This window comes from Brenneria sp. g21c3 (assembly GCF_040240345.1).
GTDB lineage: Bacteria > Pseudomonadota > Gammaproteobacteria > Enterobacterales > Enterobacteriaceae > Brenneria.
This window is the reverse complement of record NZ_JBEIAB010000011.1, coordinates 12636-28427: the sequence shown is the minus strand read 5'-3', so window position 1 is coordinate 28427 and position 15792 is coordinate 12636. Positions and strand designations below refer to the sequence as shown.

17 protein-coding genes are annotated in these 15792 nt (G+C 57.1%); 12 read left to right on the top strand and 5 right to left on the bottom strand.

What is annotated here, in order from left to right; genetic code table 11:
* Positions 1-16 precede the first annotated feature (16 nt).
* From prmA to ABRZ28_RS15965, 5 genes are all read left to right on the top strand, one after another.
* Positions 17-898 (top strand): 50S ribosomal protein L11 methyltransferase, encoded by an 882-nt coding sequence (gene prmA, locus ABRZ28_RS15985; protein ID WP_319605138.1) that lies wholly within the window; start codon positions 17-19, stop codon positions 896-898.
* 232 nt (positions 899-1130) lie between these two features.
* On the top strand, positions 1131-1871 hold the full coding sequence (locus tag ABRZ28_RS15980; RefSeq protein ID WP_319605137.1) for a carbonic anhydrase: 741 nt from the start codon (positions 1131-1133) through the stop codon (positions 1869-1871).
* Between the two features lie 378 nt (positions 1872-2249).
* Positions 2250-3215, top strand: coding sequence for a tRNA dihydrouridine synthase DusB (gene dusB / locus ABRZ28_RS15975; RefSeq protein ID WP_319605136.1), 966 nt, complete (start codon positions 2250-2252; stop codon positions 3213-3215).
* Between the two features lie 23 nt (positions 3216-3238).
* Positions 3239-3535, top strand: coding sequence for a DNA-binding transcriptional regulator Fis (gene fis, locus ABRZ28_RS15970; RefSeq protein ID WP_005975342.1), 297 nt, complete (start codon positions 3239-3241; stop codon positions 3533-3535).
* Between the two features lie 199 nt (positions 3536-3734).
* The gene (locus tag ABRZ28_RS15965) at positions 3735-5699 is read left to right on the top strand and encodes a TonB-dependent receptor domain-containing protein (RefSeq protein ID WP_330520883.1); all 1965 of its coding nucleotides are present in this window, start codon (positions 3735-3737) and stop codon (positions 5697-5699) included.
* Here ABRZ28_RS15965 and ABRZ28_RS15960 read toward each other — a convergent pair.
* From ABRZ28_RS15960 to ABRZ28_RS15950, 3 genes are all read right to left on the bottom strand, one after another.
* Positions 5696-7033 (bottom strand): ATP-binding protein, encoded by a 1338-nt coding sequence (locus ABRZ28_RS15960; RefSeq protein WP_330520882.1) that lies wholly within the window; start codon positions 7031-7033, stop codon positions 5696-5698. The genes ABRZ28_RS15965 and ABRZ28_RS15960 overlap by 4 nt on opposite strands.
* A 17-nt stretch (positions 7034-7050) precedes the next feature.
* On the bottom strand, positions 7051-7803 hold the full coding sequence (locus ABRZ28_RS15955; protein ID WP_330520881.1) for a response regulator transcription factor: 753 nt from the start codon (positions 7801-7803) through the stop codon (positions 7051-7053).
* A 176-nt stretch (positions 7804-7979) separates the two neighbouring features.
* Positions 7980-8306, bottom strand: coding sequence for a beta/alpha barrel domain-containing protein (locus ABRZ28_RS15950; protein WP_330520880.1), 327 nt, complete (start codon positions 8304-8306; stop codon positions 7980-7982).
* Positions 8307-8496: 190 nt separating this feature from the next.
* On the opposite strand from ABRZ28_RS15950, the gene srlA reads away from it, so the two are divergent.
* From srlA to gutQ, 7 genes are all read left to right on the top strand, one after another.
* The gene (srlA, locus tag ABRZ28_RS15945) at positions 8497-9045 is read left to right on the top strand and encodes a PTS glucitol/sorbitol transporter subunit IIC (protein ID WP_330520878.1); all 549 of its coding nucleotides are present in this window, start codon (positions 8497-8499) and stop codon (positions 9043-9045) included.
* Between the two features lie 14 nt (positions 9046-9059).
* Positions 9060-10061 carry a PTS glucitol/sorbitol transporter subunit IIB gene (gene srlE, locus ABRZ28_RS15940; RefSeq protein ID WP_319605131.1) on the top strand — a complete coding sequence of 334 codons (1002 nt, stop codon included), beginning with the start codon at positions 9060-9062 and terminating at the stop codon, positions 10059-10061.
* Positions 10062-10078: 17 nt separating this feature from the next.
* A complete protein-coding gene (srlB, locus tag ABRZ28_RS15935; RefSeq protein WP_319605130.1) occupies positions 10079-10441 on the top strand; it encodes a PTS glucitol/sorbitol transporter subunit IIA in 363 nt (120 codons plus the stop codon).
* Positions 10442-10461: 20 nt separating this feature from the next.
* On the top strand, positions 10462-11241 hold the full coding sequence (gene srlD, locus ABRZ28_RS15930; protein WP_319605129.1) for a sorbitol-6-phosphate dehydrogenase: 780 nt from the start codon (positions 10462-10464) through the stop codon (positions 11239-11241).
* A gap of 58 nt (positions 11242-11299) precedes the next feature.
* A complete protein-coding gene (gene gutM, locus ABRZ28_RS15925) occupies positions 11300-11662 on the top strand; it encodes a transcriptional regulator GutM (RefSeq protein ID WP_319605128.1) in 363 nt (120 codons plus the stop codon).
* Between the two features lie 100 nt (positions 11663-11762).
* Positions 11763-12536 (top strand): glucitol operon DNA-binding transcriptional repressor SrlR, encoded by a 774-nt coding sequence (srlR, locus tag ABRZ28_RS15920; protein ID WP_330520877.1) that lies wholly within the window; start codon positions 11763-11765, stop codon positions 12534-12536.
* Entirely contained in the window at positions 12529-13494 is a 966-nt protein-coding gene (gene gutQ / locus ABRZ28_RS15915; protein WP_330520876.1) for an arabinose-5-phosphate isomerase GutQ, read from the top strand. The genes srlR and gutQ overlap by 8 nt, the downstream gene beginning before the upstream one ends.
* 102 nt (positions 13495-13596) lie before the next feature.
* Here gutQ and ABRZ28_RS15910 read toward each other — a convergent pair whose 3' ends face one another.
* Positions 13597-14916: a CapA family protein gene (locus ABRZ28_RS15910; RefSeq protein WP_319605125.1), complete on the bottom strand. Its 1320-nt coding sequence runs from the start codon at positions 14914-14916 to the stop codon at positions 13597-13599.
* A 24-nt stretch (positions 14917-14940) separates the two neighbouring features.
* Positions 14941-15762 (bottom strand): phosphosulfolactate synthase, encoded by an 822-nt coding sequence (locus ABRZ28_RS15905; protein WP_319605124.1) that lies wholly within the window; start codon positions 15760-15762, stop codon positions 14941-14943.
* Positions 15763-15792: the final 30 nt, after the last annotated feature.

Genomic DNA, 15792 nt, shown 5'->3' with positions numbered 1-15792 from the left:
TGTAATAGAGACTGCTATGCCGTGGATTCAACTGAAAATAAACACCTCCGGCAGCAATGCCGAACAACTGGGTGACGCACTGGTCGAGAGCGGCGCCGTGTCCGTAACCTTCCAGGATACGCACGATACGCCCGTCTTCGAACCGTTGCCCGGTGAAACCCGCCTGTGGGGCGATACCGATGTCATCGGCTTATATGACGCGGAAACCGAGATGGCGGACGTCATTGCGGCGCTGGAGCGGGAACCCCTGCTGGGCGTCGGATTCCAGCATAAAATCGAACAGTTGGAAGATAAGGACTGGGAGCGCGAATGGATGGATAACTTCCACCCGATGCGCTTTGGCGAGCGGCTGTGGATCTGCCCGAGCTGGCGCGACATCCCCGATCCGACGGCGGTGAATGTGATGCTCGATCCGGGTCTGGCCTTCGGCACCGGCACCCACCCCACCACCGCGCTGTGTCTGCAATGGTTAGATGGGCTGGACTTACAGGGAAAAACCATCATCGACTTCGGCTGCGGCTCCGGCATCCTGGCTATCGCCGCGTTAAAACTGGGCGCCGCCCGCGCTATCGGCATCGACATCGACCCGCAGGCGATCCAGGCCAGCCGCGACAACGCGCAGAGAAACGGCGTTTCCGACCGTCTGGAGCTTTACCTGCCGCAAGATCAGCCGGACAACCTCAGCGCCGACGTGGTGGTCGCCAATATTCTGGCCGGCCCGCTGCGCGAACTGGCGCCGTTAATCAGCGTACTGCCGAAATCCGGCGGACATCTTGGCCTGTCAGGCGTGCTGGCCACGCAGGCGGCCAGCGTCGCGCAAGCCTATCAGGACAAATTCCAGCTTGATCCGATCGCGGAAAAAGAGGAATGGTGCCGGATTACCGGTATCCGTAAGTAAGGCAGCAACCCCGCCGTGCTCTCCCTCCCCTGCCCGTGGGAGGGCTTGCGTCGGCGGCAGAGAAAACGTCCCGCCATCTCCCCTTTAAAGATCGGAATTATCCGTTTCTGACCGATTTTTTCATCAGCGCCTTAACCATTTAAAATGTAGGTGTATCCTCAAGCCTCGTAAAACATCATCGGTCGCTCAAGCCGTTGAGTTGAATCATCATATCGTTTAAATGGATCATAAAATGAAGTACAAACTACTGGCCGCCCTGGCTTTTACCGCCTGTTTTTCACTGCAAGCATCGGAACACGCCCACTGGAGCTATGAAGGACAAGGGTCGCCTGCGCACTGGGGCAAGCTTTCGCCCGATTTTTCTCTGTGTGACAACGGTAAGAACCAGTCTCCCATTGATATCCACGGCGCGCTGAAAACCGCCCACGATGACTTAAAACTGTCTTATCAGACCGGGACGCAGCATATCGTCAACAATGGCCATACCATCCAGGTGGACGTCAGCGCGGGCAATACGCTAACCATTGATAATGATACTTTCACTCTCCAGCAGTTCCATTTCCACGCCCCCAGCGAGAACGAGATCGACGGCAAAACCTTTCCGCTGGAAGCCCATTTTGTCTACAAAGACCAACAGGGCGCATTGACGGTCATGGCGCTGATGTTTGAACAAGGCGAGGCCAATCAGGAACTGGAAAATGCCTGGCGCCAGATGCCGTTAACGCTCAATAGTTCAGCGTTGTTAACCACGCCGCTGAATATCGGCGCGCTGATCCCGTCGGCGGAACGGCTGAACTACTACCGTTTCAGCGGCTCGCTCACCACGCCGCCTTGTTCAGAAGGCGTTCGCTGGCTGGTGCTGGATAAACCGGCCACGATTTCGGCGGCGCAGACGGCCAAATTCGCCGCGGCCATGCATCATGCCAATAATCGCCCGGTGCAGCCGCTAAACGGCCGCGTTATCGTTAATTAATCTTACCGCTTCGCCTGGGCTCCGGCCGATTCACACCGGAAGCCCTGCGCTTGCTGCGTTATGGTGCAAAAATTTATCGCTGTTGTTTGTTTATTGACAATGCAATCCCCTGCGAATACTGAATATCATCGTTACTCCTGCTTAAATCAGCGCAAATTACAGATAAATTGCGATGCGCCAGGAATATTTTCCTGCACAAAAAAAACTCACAAATAGATAAAACCTATTGTTAAATATAGATAATATTTTCATCTGGAAGAATGAAACACATTTTCTTTGATCGTCTTCGGCAAATTGGTCAAAGTTTGGCCTTTCATATCACGTAAAAAATGCGTAATATACGCGCCCTTGCAGACACAGTATGGTCACTCTTTGTCTATGCGCATTGGACAATTTCAGCTAACAAATCGCCTGATAGCCGCGCCGATGGCCGGCATTAGCGATCGCCCATTCAGAGCACTTTGCCATTCGATGGGCGCTGGAATGGCCGTGTCCGAAATGCTGATTTCCAATCCGGAAGTCTGGCGTTCGGATAAGTCGCGTTTGCGCATGGTACATAGCGATGAACCCGGTATCAGGGCCGTGCAGATAGCCGGCAGTGATCCGGATGAAATGGCTGTCGCGGCGAGAGTCAATACGGATTTCGGCGCGCAGATCATCGACATCAATATGGGATGTCCGGCAAAGAAGGTGAACCGCAAGATGGCAGGATCTGCGTTATTGCAGTATCCGGATTTGGTCAAACAGATCCTCTCGGCGGTAGTGAAAGCGGTAGACGTACCGGTAACGCTAAAAATCCGTACCGGCTGGGCGCCGGAGCACCGTAACTGTGTAGAGATTGCCAGATTGGCTGAAGATTGTGGTATTCAGGCTCTGACCATTCACGGACGCACGCGAGCGTGCCTGTTCAATGGCTCGGCGGAATACGACAGTATTCGGACAGTTAAGCAGGCCGTTTCCATTCCCATTATTGCGAATGGCGACATTACTGACCCGCATAAAGCCAGAGCGGTTCTTGATTACACCGGGGCGGATGCCCTGATGATAGGACGAGCCGCTCAGGGAAGACCCTGGATCTTTCGGGAAATCCAGCATTATCTGGACACAGGGGAGTTGCTGCCGCCTATGCCGTTGGCAGAGGTCAAGCGCTTGCTGATCAAGCATATACGGGAATTGCACGACTTTTATGGTCCAGGCAAGGGATTCCGTATTGCTCGTAAGCACGTATCCTGGTATCTCCGGGAGAACGCCCCAAACGACCAGTTTAGGCGCACATTCAACGCCATTGAGGATGCCGGCGAGCAGCTGGAGGCGTTGGAGGCATATTTTGAAAATCTTGCGTAAACAGAAAAAGAGCTGACAGAACTATGTTCGAACAACGCGTGAATTCTGACGTACTGACCGTTTCCACCGTAAACTCTCAGGCACAGGTAACCCAAAAACCCCTGCGCGACTCGGTTAAACAGGCACTGAAGAACTATTTTGCCCAATTGAATGGTCAGGACGTGAGTGACCTGTATGAGCTGGTATTGGCTGAAGTTGAACAACCCCTGTTAGACATGGTGATGCAATACACCCGCGGCAACCAAACCCGCGCCGCACTGATGATGGGTATCAACCGCGGTACTCTGCGTAAGAAACTGAAAAAATACGGCATGAACTGATTCACGCTGGTATTTAGTTGATTTGAAAGACGCTTGTCGGCAACGGCAGGCGTTTTTTATTTACCGCGCGCTCGGCCGCCCCAATCGATCCCCGTTCTTTCCGTCTCCCCAATCCCGTCTGTCACACCTTGTCCAACCTTTAATAATGCGGATGCGTATGATTTGCATTCCGTATATATTTCGAGAGACATTTCCCATTATGCAACCCCGCTTTCACCAACGGTCGCTGGCCGTTATCGTTAAACTGGCTTTGTTCTGCCCTGTCGCCGCCTATGCCGAAGAACAAACCGGCGACCAGAAGGCCGTAACCGAACCGGAAACGCTGGTGGTCACCGCCGCCGGTTATGAACAGAACCAGGAGGACGCTCCCGCCTCAATCACGGTGATCAAAGGCGAAGATCTGCGCAAGCGATCCATGCAGAATCTGGGCGATGCGGTGCGTGATGTGGAAGGCGTGGTGGTCAACGGCGGCGCCAATGAAACCGATATTTCCATCCGCGGCATGCCCGGCGATTACACGTTGCTGTTGGTGGACGGAAAACGCCAGAGCGGGCGCGACTCCCGCGTCAACGGCAACGCCGGGTATGAGCAAAGCTTCGTGCCGCCCGCCGCCGCCATCGAACGTATCGAAGTGATCCGCGGCCCCATGTCTTCACTCTACGGCTCGGACGCCATCGGCGGCGTGATCAACGTGATTACGCGCAAAGTCTCCCGCCAATGGGGCGGTTCGGTTTCTTATGATTATTCAGCCCGTCAGCACAGCGATCAGGGCAACGCGAACCAGACCCAGTTTTACCTCAGCGGCCCTCTCGCCCCGGACGTGTTGGGCTTGCAGGTGTGGGGGCGCTATCTTAATCGCCAGGGCGACGATGATGTGCAAAACACCAACGGTTTTACCCAAGCCGACCATAAAGATCTGACCGCGCGCCTGGCGTTCACCCCCACGGCGAATCACGACATACTGCTGGAAGCGGGCGCCACGCGTCTGAAGAACGGCGACGGCGTCAGCCGCAACTGGGCCACAAGAGAACAGGAAAACAACCGCGATCACTGGTCGGTGTCCCACGAAGGACGCTGGAGCTGGGCCACATCGACCGTTGCGCTGTCGCAGGAGAAAACCAGCCGTCAGGGCGTCGCCAGCGCCAGCCAGACGGACGTGCTGGGCCGCAAACCGGAAATCAGGAACACTGTGTTCGACGCCAAACTGGTCGCCCCGACCGATTACCACATCACCAGCGTCGGCGTGCAATGGAACCAGAGTTCGCTCAAAGACTGGAACCAGGGCCTCGGCGATCGGAAAAACTACACATTCGAGGTGGTGCAAAAAGCCCTGTTCGCCGAGGATGAATGGCGCATCACCGACAGTTTCGCGCTTACCACCGGCCTTCGTCTCGACCACCATGAGCAATACGGCAGTCATTTCAATCCCCGCCTTTACGGGGTGTGGCATCTGAACGATGAATGGACCGTCAAAGGCGGCGTCGCCCGGGGCTTCAAGGCTCCCGAACTGCGGGCCGTCGTCGATGACTACGCCGTGCTGCGACGCAACACCTACGTTATGTTCGGCAATTCGAACCTCAAACCTGAGAGCAGCACCAACTATGAGCTATCGGCATTGTGGTCCAACCGCGACGATCTCTCGGCCGGCGCCACGGTTTTCTACAACGACTTCAAGGATAAGCTCTCGACGCTGACCACTGACGAACGTTGGAACGGTTACATCATCATGGATCGCATCAACATCGACAAGGCGGTGATCAGAGGCGTGGAGCTTAACGGACGCTGGCAGATCGTCCCCTCGCTGGCGCTGAAAGGCAACTTTACCTATACCGACTCGGAGCAGAGAAGCGGTACGAACGCCGGCGCCCCTCTGGCCCTGACTCCCAAGAACAAGGCCAACCTGCGGGCTGACTGGAATATTTCCGATCGGGCTCAGGCCTGGGCGGCGGTGAACTACTACGGTAAAGAGTTCGGGAATACCATCAATAATGAACCGTCGCCGGCTTACACCACGGCGGACATCGGCGGCTCTTATCAGCTGACCCGCGACGTGGCGCTCAATGCGGCGATTTACAACCTGAACGACAAGCGTCTGGACGACGAAACTTACGGTACGGTCAATTACGGCCGCACATTCTGGTTCGGCACCACCATCGCTTTCTAACCGGGCGGCAACCGCACGACGGCGCACAACCCGGCGGGCGGGCGATTCTCCAGGATCAGCTCGCCGCCGTGCGCATGAATACAGGCGCGGGCGATGGACAGCCCTAATCCCATCCCGGCGCCGATCCCCGCACCGTCGCGCGCCGGGGACGGGTTCAGTTGCACAAAAGGTTCGAAAGCCTGCTCAAGGGCGGAAGGCGCAATCCCCGGGCCGTGATCGCGCACTTCAATACACACGCCCTCAGGCCCGCGCTGTAGACTAAGCGTGGCGTCGCCCGCATGGATCAACGCATTATCGATCAGATTAGTCAGCGCGCGCTTGAGCGCCAGAGGACGACAGCGGATCTCAATCGGTTCGGCGCCCGTCCATTGCACCCGCCGTCCCATGGTGCGATATCGCCGGACCAACTCGTCAAGCATGGCGGTGAGCGCCAGACTGCTCGTTTGCTCCTGCATGGCGTCACCGCGCACGAAGTTAAGGGTTTCGCGCGTCATGGCGCTCAATTCGTTCAGGCTTTCCAGCATGTCGTCGCGAGCCGGGCCGGCCTCCAGCAACTCCACCTGCAAACGCAGTTCGGTGATAGGCGTATTGAGATCGTGGCTGACGGCGGCAAGCATGCGGGTACGCCCCTCGATATGACGGGCAATCCGTTCCTGCATCACGTTGAATGCCTGGGTCAGCTCGCGCGCTTCAAGGGGGCCGGACAAAGGCAACGGCGCCATCCGCTCCCCCCGACTAACCCGTTCGGTCGCCGCGGCCAGCGCCTTGACGGGATGCACCACCCGCCGCATGAAAAATACGACAATCAACAATACCGGTACGCTGGTCACGGGCAGCGAATAGGAGAGTAAACGGCTCCATTCGTATGCCTGAAGCGGATGTTGCACCCCATTGAGGTAGCGCCCGTCAGGCAACCGGATGCTGGTGCGAAGCCGCAGCGGATCCCAACGAATCGGGCTGAAAAAGTGGCCGCGCGCCAGTCCGCCGTCGGTACGTTCAAGCTGCATGACAATACTCATGTCCGCCGCCGCAGGCAGCCGCGAGCTCAGATCCGCCATCAACCGGCGCTCCTCTTCCCGCATGTCGAAAGGCGTAATTTCGGGGTGAGCGTCCATCCAGAAACGGGCGTCATTGGCGTTCATGGAAACCAGCAGTTGGTCGGCGTCGGAGGGCGATAAGCGGTGAGCGGCCTGATAGGCGATGGTTAAGCGCTCCAGCGCAAGGGTGCGCGACACCGGGTGGAGCAAAACCCCCGTAAGCTGGACGTAAGCCATGGCGATAAGATTCGACGCCGCCAACGCCGCCACCAGCAGCAGCGCCAGCTGGTTGGCCATACGCCTGGGCAGCCAGCTCATCGCGAGTGTACGCTCACGTCGGACGCCAGCAGGTAACCACTGCCCCAGACGGTAATCAACAATTCGCTATCATTGAGGAAATGCGCGAGCTTACTGCGCAGGCGACTGACCTGCCGATCGATTGCCCGATCGAATACATCGTTGCCGGGGCGAACGCACAGGTCGATCAGCCGGTCGCGACTCAACACCGCATTGGGATATTGCAGAAAGGCCCACAGCAGGCGTCCTTCCATCGTACTCAATTGCACGCCGACGCCGTTGACGTCGCTGAGTACGCCCGTCGCCGGCATAAACTGCAAACCGGCGAAACAGTACTTGAGCAGCGCTTTGTCATCGCGTGGAGCCGCGTCGGCCGCGCGACCCGACCCCAGACGACGCAGAACGCTATGGATGCGCGCCACCAGTTCACGAGGTTCAAACGGCTTGACGACATAGTCATCCGCGCCCAGGTCCAATCCCCGGACTCGGTCGTCCATGGCGTCGCGCGCCGTCAGAAGAATGACCGGCATATTAAAACGCCGGTGCAACTGACGGCACAGTTCCATGCCATCCCCGTCGGGAAGCATCACGTCCAGAATGACGATATCGAACGACTGCTGTTTTAAAATCAGCCACATCGCCGCCGCATGCTCGGCGGTGCGTACATCAAACCCATAGCGACGCAGGTAAACAGCCAAAGGCTCGCGGATCTTGCGATGGTCGTCCACCACCAGCACTCGCGGAGTAGCAACCGTCTCGGCGGCGTTCATAAATCTCCCTGCCATACTGTTTGAATCTGGGGAAAACGGCCGCGCAAGCATACCGCGCCGCCCCAAAACAATCGTTGCCGATAAAAAAGAACATATCTCATTTGATTATATTTTTCATTATCGCCATGCTGCCCGCCGCGCCTTCAGGCCGGGAGTTTCTTTTATTATGAAAGATTTTACCTGCTTATAACTTCATACCGCCAAAAGCCCCCCTGCCAGTCAGCATCAAATTTTTCTATCGCCGCCAGTCCCGCAGCGGTAGCGGGAACGTTGATAATCAAATCGCCAACGTATTGCCGCATCAGCAAAGCCGCTTTACCCATATCCTCTGCCCGATGGGCGATCACCCTCCCCTTTTCCCTCCAGAACCTGATGCAACGCCGGCAACGGTTCATGCAGCGGTTTACCCGATGGCTCGGGTTCGTCGTGATGCCGGCCAGCGGCAAGATACGCGCCAGTCGTTCAACGACGGTGATATCCGCCTTATCGAGATAAATCTTCATTGCTCTCTTCCTCCACGCAATGCGTTCAACAATCATTTCTCACTTATATTTCATAATGAACGAAATAACTTTCAAAGTGTGATCAATTTAAAATTTAAAAAACACATTTGGATATATTTTGATAGTACGAAAACAAACAACACGCGGTTTAGCGTCCTGCGGCACCAACCAGAGGAAACAGGAGCACATAATGATAGACGTCATCACCCACGGGGCTGAGTGGTTCATCGGCCTGTTTCAAAAAGGCGGGGAAGTGTTTGTCGGTATGGTCACCGGCATATTGCCCTTATTGATTAGCCTGCTCGTTATTATGAATGCCCTGATCGTATTCGTCGGTCAGGATCGGATCGAACGCCTGGCGCAACGCTGTGCCGGCAACCCGATCTCTCGCTATCTGTTATTGCCGGTTATCGGCACCTTCGTCTTTTGTAACCCCATGACCTTAAGCCTGGGCCGCTTTATGCCGGAGAAGTACAAACCCAGTTACTACGCCGCCGCGTCTTATAGCTGTCACTCGATGAACGGTCTGTTCCCCCACATCAATCCCGGGGAACTGTTCGTCTATCTCGGTATCGCCAATGGTCTGACTACGCTTGGCCTGCCGTTGGGGCCGCTGGCGGTGAGCTACCTGCTGGTCGGTATGGTAAGCAACTTTTTCCGCGGCTGGATCACGGATCTGACCACCACGCTATTTGAACGCAAGATGCGCATCCAGCTCGACCGTCAGGTTCAGCTTTAACGGGGAACACCATCATGAGTAACGTGATTCGTATCGAAAAAGGCGAAAGCGGCTGGGGCGGCCCCCTGCTGATTGAAGCCGTACCGGGTAAAAAAATCGTCTATATCACCGCGGGAACGCGCCCGGCCATCGTCGATCGCCTGAGCGAACTGACGGGCTGGCCGGCCGTTGATGGCTTTAAAGACGGCGAACCGCCGGCGGAAGAGATCGGCGTCGCCGTGATCGACTGCGGCGGCACGCTGCGCTGCGGCATTTATCCCAAGCGCCGGATCCCGACGATCAACATTCATTCGACCGGCAAATCCGGCCCGCTGGCGCAGTTCATCGTGGAAGATATTTATGTCTCCGGCGTGCGTGAGAAGAATATCCACCGGGTGGATGCGCCTGCGGCCGCTGCCCCATCGCAGCAAGAAAACACGAAGAGCGGTTCATCCGCCCCCGGCCTCGTCCGGGACTACGACAGCAGCAAGAAAATTACCGAGCAGAGCGATGGCCTGCTGGCGAAAATCGGCATGGGCATGGGGTCGGTGGTCGCCGTGTTTTTCCAGGCGGGACGGGAAACCATCGATACGGTACTGAAGACGATTCTGCCGTTTATGGCCTTCGTCTCGGCGCTGATCGGCATCATCATGGCGTCGGGATTAGGCGACGTGATCGCGCACAGCCTGACGCCGCTGGCAAACAGCCCGATCGGGCTGGTCACGCTGGCGTTGATTTGCTCCTTCCCCCTGTTGTCTCCGTTTCTCGGGCCGGGCGCGGTGATCGCCCAGGTCATCGGGGTGCTGGTCGGCGTACAGATTGGACAGGGAAACATTCCTCCCGCGCTGGCGCTGCCCGCCCTGTTCGCGATTAACGCCCAGGCATCTTGCGATTTTATCCCCGTCGGTCTGTCGCTGGCGGAAGCGAAACAGGACACCGTGCGCGTCGGGGTGCCTTCCGTACTGGTGGGCCGCTTTCTTACCGGCGCGCCGACCGTACTGCTGGCCTGGGTCGTATCCGGTTTTATCTATCAATAGCGGTTGTGGGAGTCGGTATGAACACGGTTTTTCAAACGATATTTACCCGTATTGGCGACAACGCCCCTGAGGCGCTGACCGAAGACATGATGATCACCTTTCGCGAAGGGGCGCCCGAAGACATCGAGTCCTTCTGCTTTATCCACCAGCATGGCGATCTGCGCGGCGAACTACGCGCAGGCAACTCGCTGATGTTACAGGATAAAGTCTATCCGATTACGGCGGTCGGCTCGGTGGCGACACAAAATTTGCGCGAATTGGGTCATGTCACCATCCGTTTCGATGGCGCGACCGAGGCGGAATTTCCCGGTTCATTGCATGTTGCAGGCACGACGCCGACCGATATCAAAGTCGGCGGCAAATTAACGATTTTTTCTTAAACCTTGGGTGGGAGATGTATATGAAACAGGTTGCGGTCGTCATCGGCGGGGGGCAAACCCTCGGTGCGTTCCTGTGTGAAGGTCTGGCTGATGCAGGTTATCAGGTAGCGGTTGTTGATTTGAACGCTCAACACGCCATGCAGGTAGCGGAAAAGATTAATGCGCAATACGGCGCGGGATACGCCTGCGGTTTTGGCGCCGACGCCACCAGCGAAGAGCAGGTTGAACAGTTGGCGCAGGCGGTCGACGCCCAATTCGGCCAGGTCAATCTTATGGTCTATAGCGCGGGGATAGCCAAAGCCGCGCCCATTACGCAGTTCCGGCTCAACGATTTCGATCTCTCTTTACAGGTGAATCTGGTGGGCTATTTCCTGTGCGCCCGCGAGTTCGCCAAGCTGATGATCCGCGACGGCGTCGCCGGGCGTATTATCCAGATTAACTCTAAATCGGGGAAGGTGGGCAGCAAGCACAATTCCGGCTACAGCGCGGCCAAGTTCGGCGGTGTGGGACTGACCCAGTCGCTGGCCCTGGATTTGGCGGAGTACGGCATCACCGTCCATTCACTGATGCTGGGCAACCTGCTGAAGTCGCCCATGTTCCAGTCGTTATTGCCGCAATATGCCCAAAAACTGGGCATCCGGCCGGAAGAAGTGGAGCAGTATTACATTGATAAAGTGCCGTTAAAACGCGGCTGCGATTATCAGGATGTGCTGAACACGCTTTTATACTACGCCAGCGACAAGGCTTCCTACTGCACCGGTCAGTCAATTAATATCACCGGCGGGCAGGTCATGTTTTGATAAAACCAACGCCTCCGGTATACCGCTACGGATACCGGAGGCACTCAGGAGGTACAGGATGACGCCGGCATCGTTACTGATTTCATGCGCGATAGGCGCCTGGCTGTTGCAAATCGCCCTCGGCTGGTGGCAATTGCGCCGCTTCAATCAGGCGTTTGACGCATTGTATCGACAGGGATGTAAAGTCGGCGTCGGTCGTTCCGCCGGCAGATTCAAAGCCAGAGTGATCGTGGCGCTGGCGTTCGACGAACAGGATCGCGTACAGGACGGCTTTATCATGCGCGGACTTACGGTTTTCGCCCGACCGCGTCAGATGAAAGCATTAATCGGATTGAAAAGAGAGCAGCTGGCGCCAAGTGTGATCTTTCCCATAGAACCGAGCTGTCGGGCCGCGCTTTCATTGGCGATTGAAGCGAAATAATGATATTTTCATTTTAAAAGATAATTCCTTTCATTTGGCAGTATTTCTCGTCCGCCAATCATGTAGGGAAGAAATGGGCATATCGGATGGAAATCGCGTAATGAAACCGAAACAGCGTCAGGCGGCAATCCTGGAATATCTGCGCACCTATGGCAAAACGTCCGTGGAAACCCTGGTCAGCCGCTTTAATACGACAGGAACCACAATTCGTAAAGATTTAACCGCGCTGGAGGAAGAAGGCGCGGTTATTCGCACCTATGGCGGCGTAATGCCCAATCGGGAGGAAGGCGATCAGCCTATCGACCGTAAAACACACATCAATACCACCCAAAAAAAGCAGATAGCCCGCAAGGCCGCCACGCTGATTAATGACGGCGACTCGTTGATTTTTGACGCCGGCAGCACCGTATTGCAAATGGTGCCGTGGCTGACGCAGTTCAACAACATTACCGTCATGACCAACAGCCTGAGCATCGTCAATGAGCTGGTTGAACTGGATAACGATCAGACCATCCTGATGCCGGGCGGAACCTACCGTAAAACCTCGGCCTCGTTTCACGGCAGTCTGGCGGAGGCCGCTTTTTCCCATTTCAGTTTTGATAAGCTGTTTATCGGCGCCGACGGCGTGGATCTGAATGCCGGCGTCACCACCTACAATGAGCTGCATGCCGTCAGCCAGGCCATGTGCCGCGCCGCGCAGCAGCTTATCCTGCTGGTGGACTCCTCCAAATTCGGCCGTAAAAGCCCGAACGTGGTCTGCGAGCTCGGCGCCGTCGATATCCTGATTACCGACAACGGCATCAACCCCGACTATCTCGCTGCGCTCAGAGAAAAAAACATTAATGTAATCGTGGTAGGAGACGGCGATGAATGAGCGTTTATTGACCTTCGCCCGCGAAACGCTGGCGATAGAAATCACCGAGGCCCAGCGCATGCTGGAACGGCTGGATACCCGCTTTGTCGACGCCTGCAAACTGCTGTTGGAATGCGCGGGGAAAGTCGTGGTGTCGGGCATGGGAAAATCCGGCCATATCGGCAAGAAGATCGCCGCCTCGCTGGCCAGCACCGGCACGCCGGCGTTTTTTGTTCATCCGGCGGAAGCGCTGCACGGCGACCTGGGCATGATCGGCCCGCGGGATGTGGTGATATTTATCTCTTACTCGGGCCGGGCGCAGGAGCTGAATGTACTGCTGCCGCTGCTGGCCGAGAGCCGCATACCGGTTATCGCCCTGACCGGCAACGCCGAGTCGCCCCTCGGTCTGGCCGCCAGCTGCGTGCTGGATGTCGGCGTCACGCGCGAGGCGTGTCCGATGGGGCTGGCGCCCACCTCCAGCGCGGTGAACACGCTGATGATGGGCGATGCGCTGGCGATGGCGCTGATGCGTCATCGGGGCTTCAGCGCAGAGCAATTTGCACGCTCGCATCCCGGCGGCAGTCTGGGCGCCAGGTTGCTCAACCGCGTCCACCATATTATGCGCAGCGGCGATCGCTTGCCGCGCGTTGAACAAACGGCGAGCGTCATGGACGCCATGCTGGAATTGAGCCGCACCGGGCTGGGGTTGATTGTGGTCTGCGACGATGAAAACCGGGTAGCCGGCGTGTTTACCGACGGCGACCTGCGTCGCTGGCTGGTCAAAGGCAACGCGCTGGATACCGTCATCACCCGGGCCATGACCAGCCCCGGCTACCAGTTGCCCGCGGAGTGGCGGGCGGCGGCGGCGCTGGAAGCGCTGCATGAGCAGCATATCTCCGCCGCGCCGGTGGTCGACAGCGAGGGCAAACTGGTCGGCGCGATAAATCTGCACGATCTGCACGCGGCCGGCGTCGCCTGAGGCGCGTTTAATGCATGTTCAGCGAGACGCCGCGCTGAATCGGTCACTCGATGGCGCGGCCGGCGGCACTTTCCCCTGCGCCATCGCCCGCGCCGTTGCCGCTCAACGCAACAGGATACGTCCGCGATTGCCGTCGATGGCGATCCGCGTTCCCCATTCCCTGGAGTAGTCCGCGATATTGTGCAAAATACGTTGCGCATGTTCCTCCGGCGCCAAGCGCGGCAGCCCCCGTTGAGAACGACGCTCGTGGTAGTTCCAGATCGGATGCAGCACGATTTCCGCCAGTTTGTCCCCGTCAAAAACTACTTGCCCCAGCAAGGCTTCAAACCATTTCATATACGCATCGCCGGTGCGCGTAGGCTGCACCTTGTCCACCAGACGTTTACCGGAACGAATGGCATCGCGCACATCCAGCACATCCTGCGGCGTCGCCGTGGCGTCAAGACCGCTGCGCTCGTAAAAATCCGCCGGAAAACGCTTGATGGTTTCGCTCTGATAAAAGAAATTGCCCAGGCTGTAAAAGATGGGTCGCCCGCGATAGATCTCAATACCTTGCAGGACATGCGGCCCGTCGCCCACGATAATATCGGCGCCGGCGTCAATCAGCGCTCGCGCCAGCTGTTGGATACGCTCGGCGGGTCGATGACCGGTGCGGGTGCTGTGATGAATATGTACGATGACGAAATCCGCGGCGCGTTTCGCCTCGCCGATGGCCCGAACGTTGCGCTGTACGTCGCTTTGCCGGGCGGTATAACGGCTGGCGGTTTGCCCGGCGCGGAAAAATACCTGACCGAAAGCCAGAATTTTATCGCCGCGCACGCCATGTCCCGGCCCCAGCCGTTCCGCAATACGTTGCAACGCGGCGAAGTCATCACCTTCAAGCGGATAATCGACGTCGAAATGCAGCGCGTTAATGCCCGGCCGCCCCTGCATATCGGGTCGTTGTTCTCCGGCGGGACAATGGGGGGGGAAATCGGTGCATAGCGAGATGAGCGCGGCGCGGCCGTTATTCGTCTCCAGCCAGACGGGCTGCGTCGCGGCGGCCAGATTGACGCCCGCGCCGGCATGAACCAGCCCGGCCGCATCCAGAATTTCGCCTTCTTCCCGCACCATTTCAGGGCCGTAGTCCATACCGTGGTTGTTGGAGCGGGCAATCATATTAAATCCCATCCAGCGCAGTTCGTCGGCCACAAAGGGATCGGCCTGCTGGTAAGACTGGCTGGCGCCCATGGTATCGACCGGCATCGGATAACCGCGGAACGTATGGATACGGGTCTCCAGATTGGTCTGCGCCACATCCGCCTGACGCAGCAGTTCGACCAGTTGCAGGAAAGGCGCGTCGCGATAGCAACTGTGCCTGCGGGTACATAACGATTCGCCGGTGACGGCGAATGTCATTCGGGATGCGGCGCGTTCCGTCATTGTTGTCACCAGGTGGAAGAAAGGTTAGCGGTCATTGGCTTGCGCCGCGTTTTTCTGCAACAGATCGGTGAGATAAACATAGCCGGTGCTTAACCCGAGCCGAATCGGTTCCAGCATGACGATGCCGCGCTCGTGAATATCCAGATTCGGCCCGATATTCACCTCGCGGCTAATGTTGTTAACCAGCCAGGCCTGCTGTTTCATCTCTTCCGCTTCGAAGGTAATATTTTCATAACCGACCTGATCGACCAGCTCGAGAATCAGGTGTCCGGTTTCCTTCTCCGCCTGTTTACCCAGCGCGTTATCCAGCTCCCCGCCCTCCAGCGTGACCAGATCCGCCCCCATCGACAATACCTCTTTCATGTCTTTGACGATCGGCGCGACAGATAAAACCTGCTCCGGATACTTGCCGCCCAGTTCGGAAAAAACGAACAGTCCGGCCTTTTTCGCCAGGGAGATATATTTTTCCCGCTCCGCGCTGGTGAGTTGAATAAAATTTTCCGACAGTTCGATGGCGGTAAAGCCTAAATCGGCCAGCGACGGGATCACCCTCTCCGCCTGTCCCTGCGCATAGGCCAGTTCGAACACGATCCCGCCGGCGAACGGCTGAATATCATTCTGGAGATAGAGATCGATTTTACGCCGCACCGGATCGTCCTTGGCATGGGTCATTTTCAGCGCCGAAATGTGTCTGATCTTTATAAAATCCACAAACTGCGCGACATCTTCCAGGCAGTTTTTAATACGCTCATAGCCCAGTCCCAGGTCGCGGGCGATGGTATAGCCGGCCTTGCGCGGCTTTACGCTGCGCGGTGCGATGGTGATAAAATCCAGTGCGCGAGTCATTCACTTTCCCCTTAGGTCTAACAATCGCCG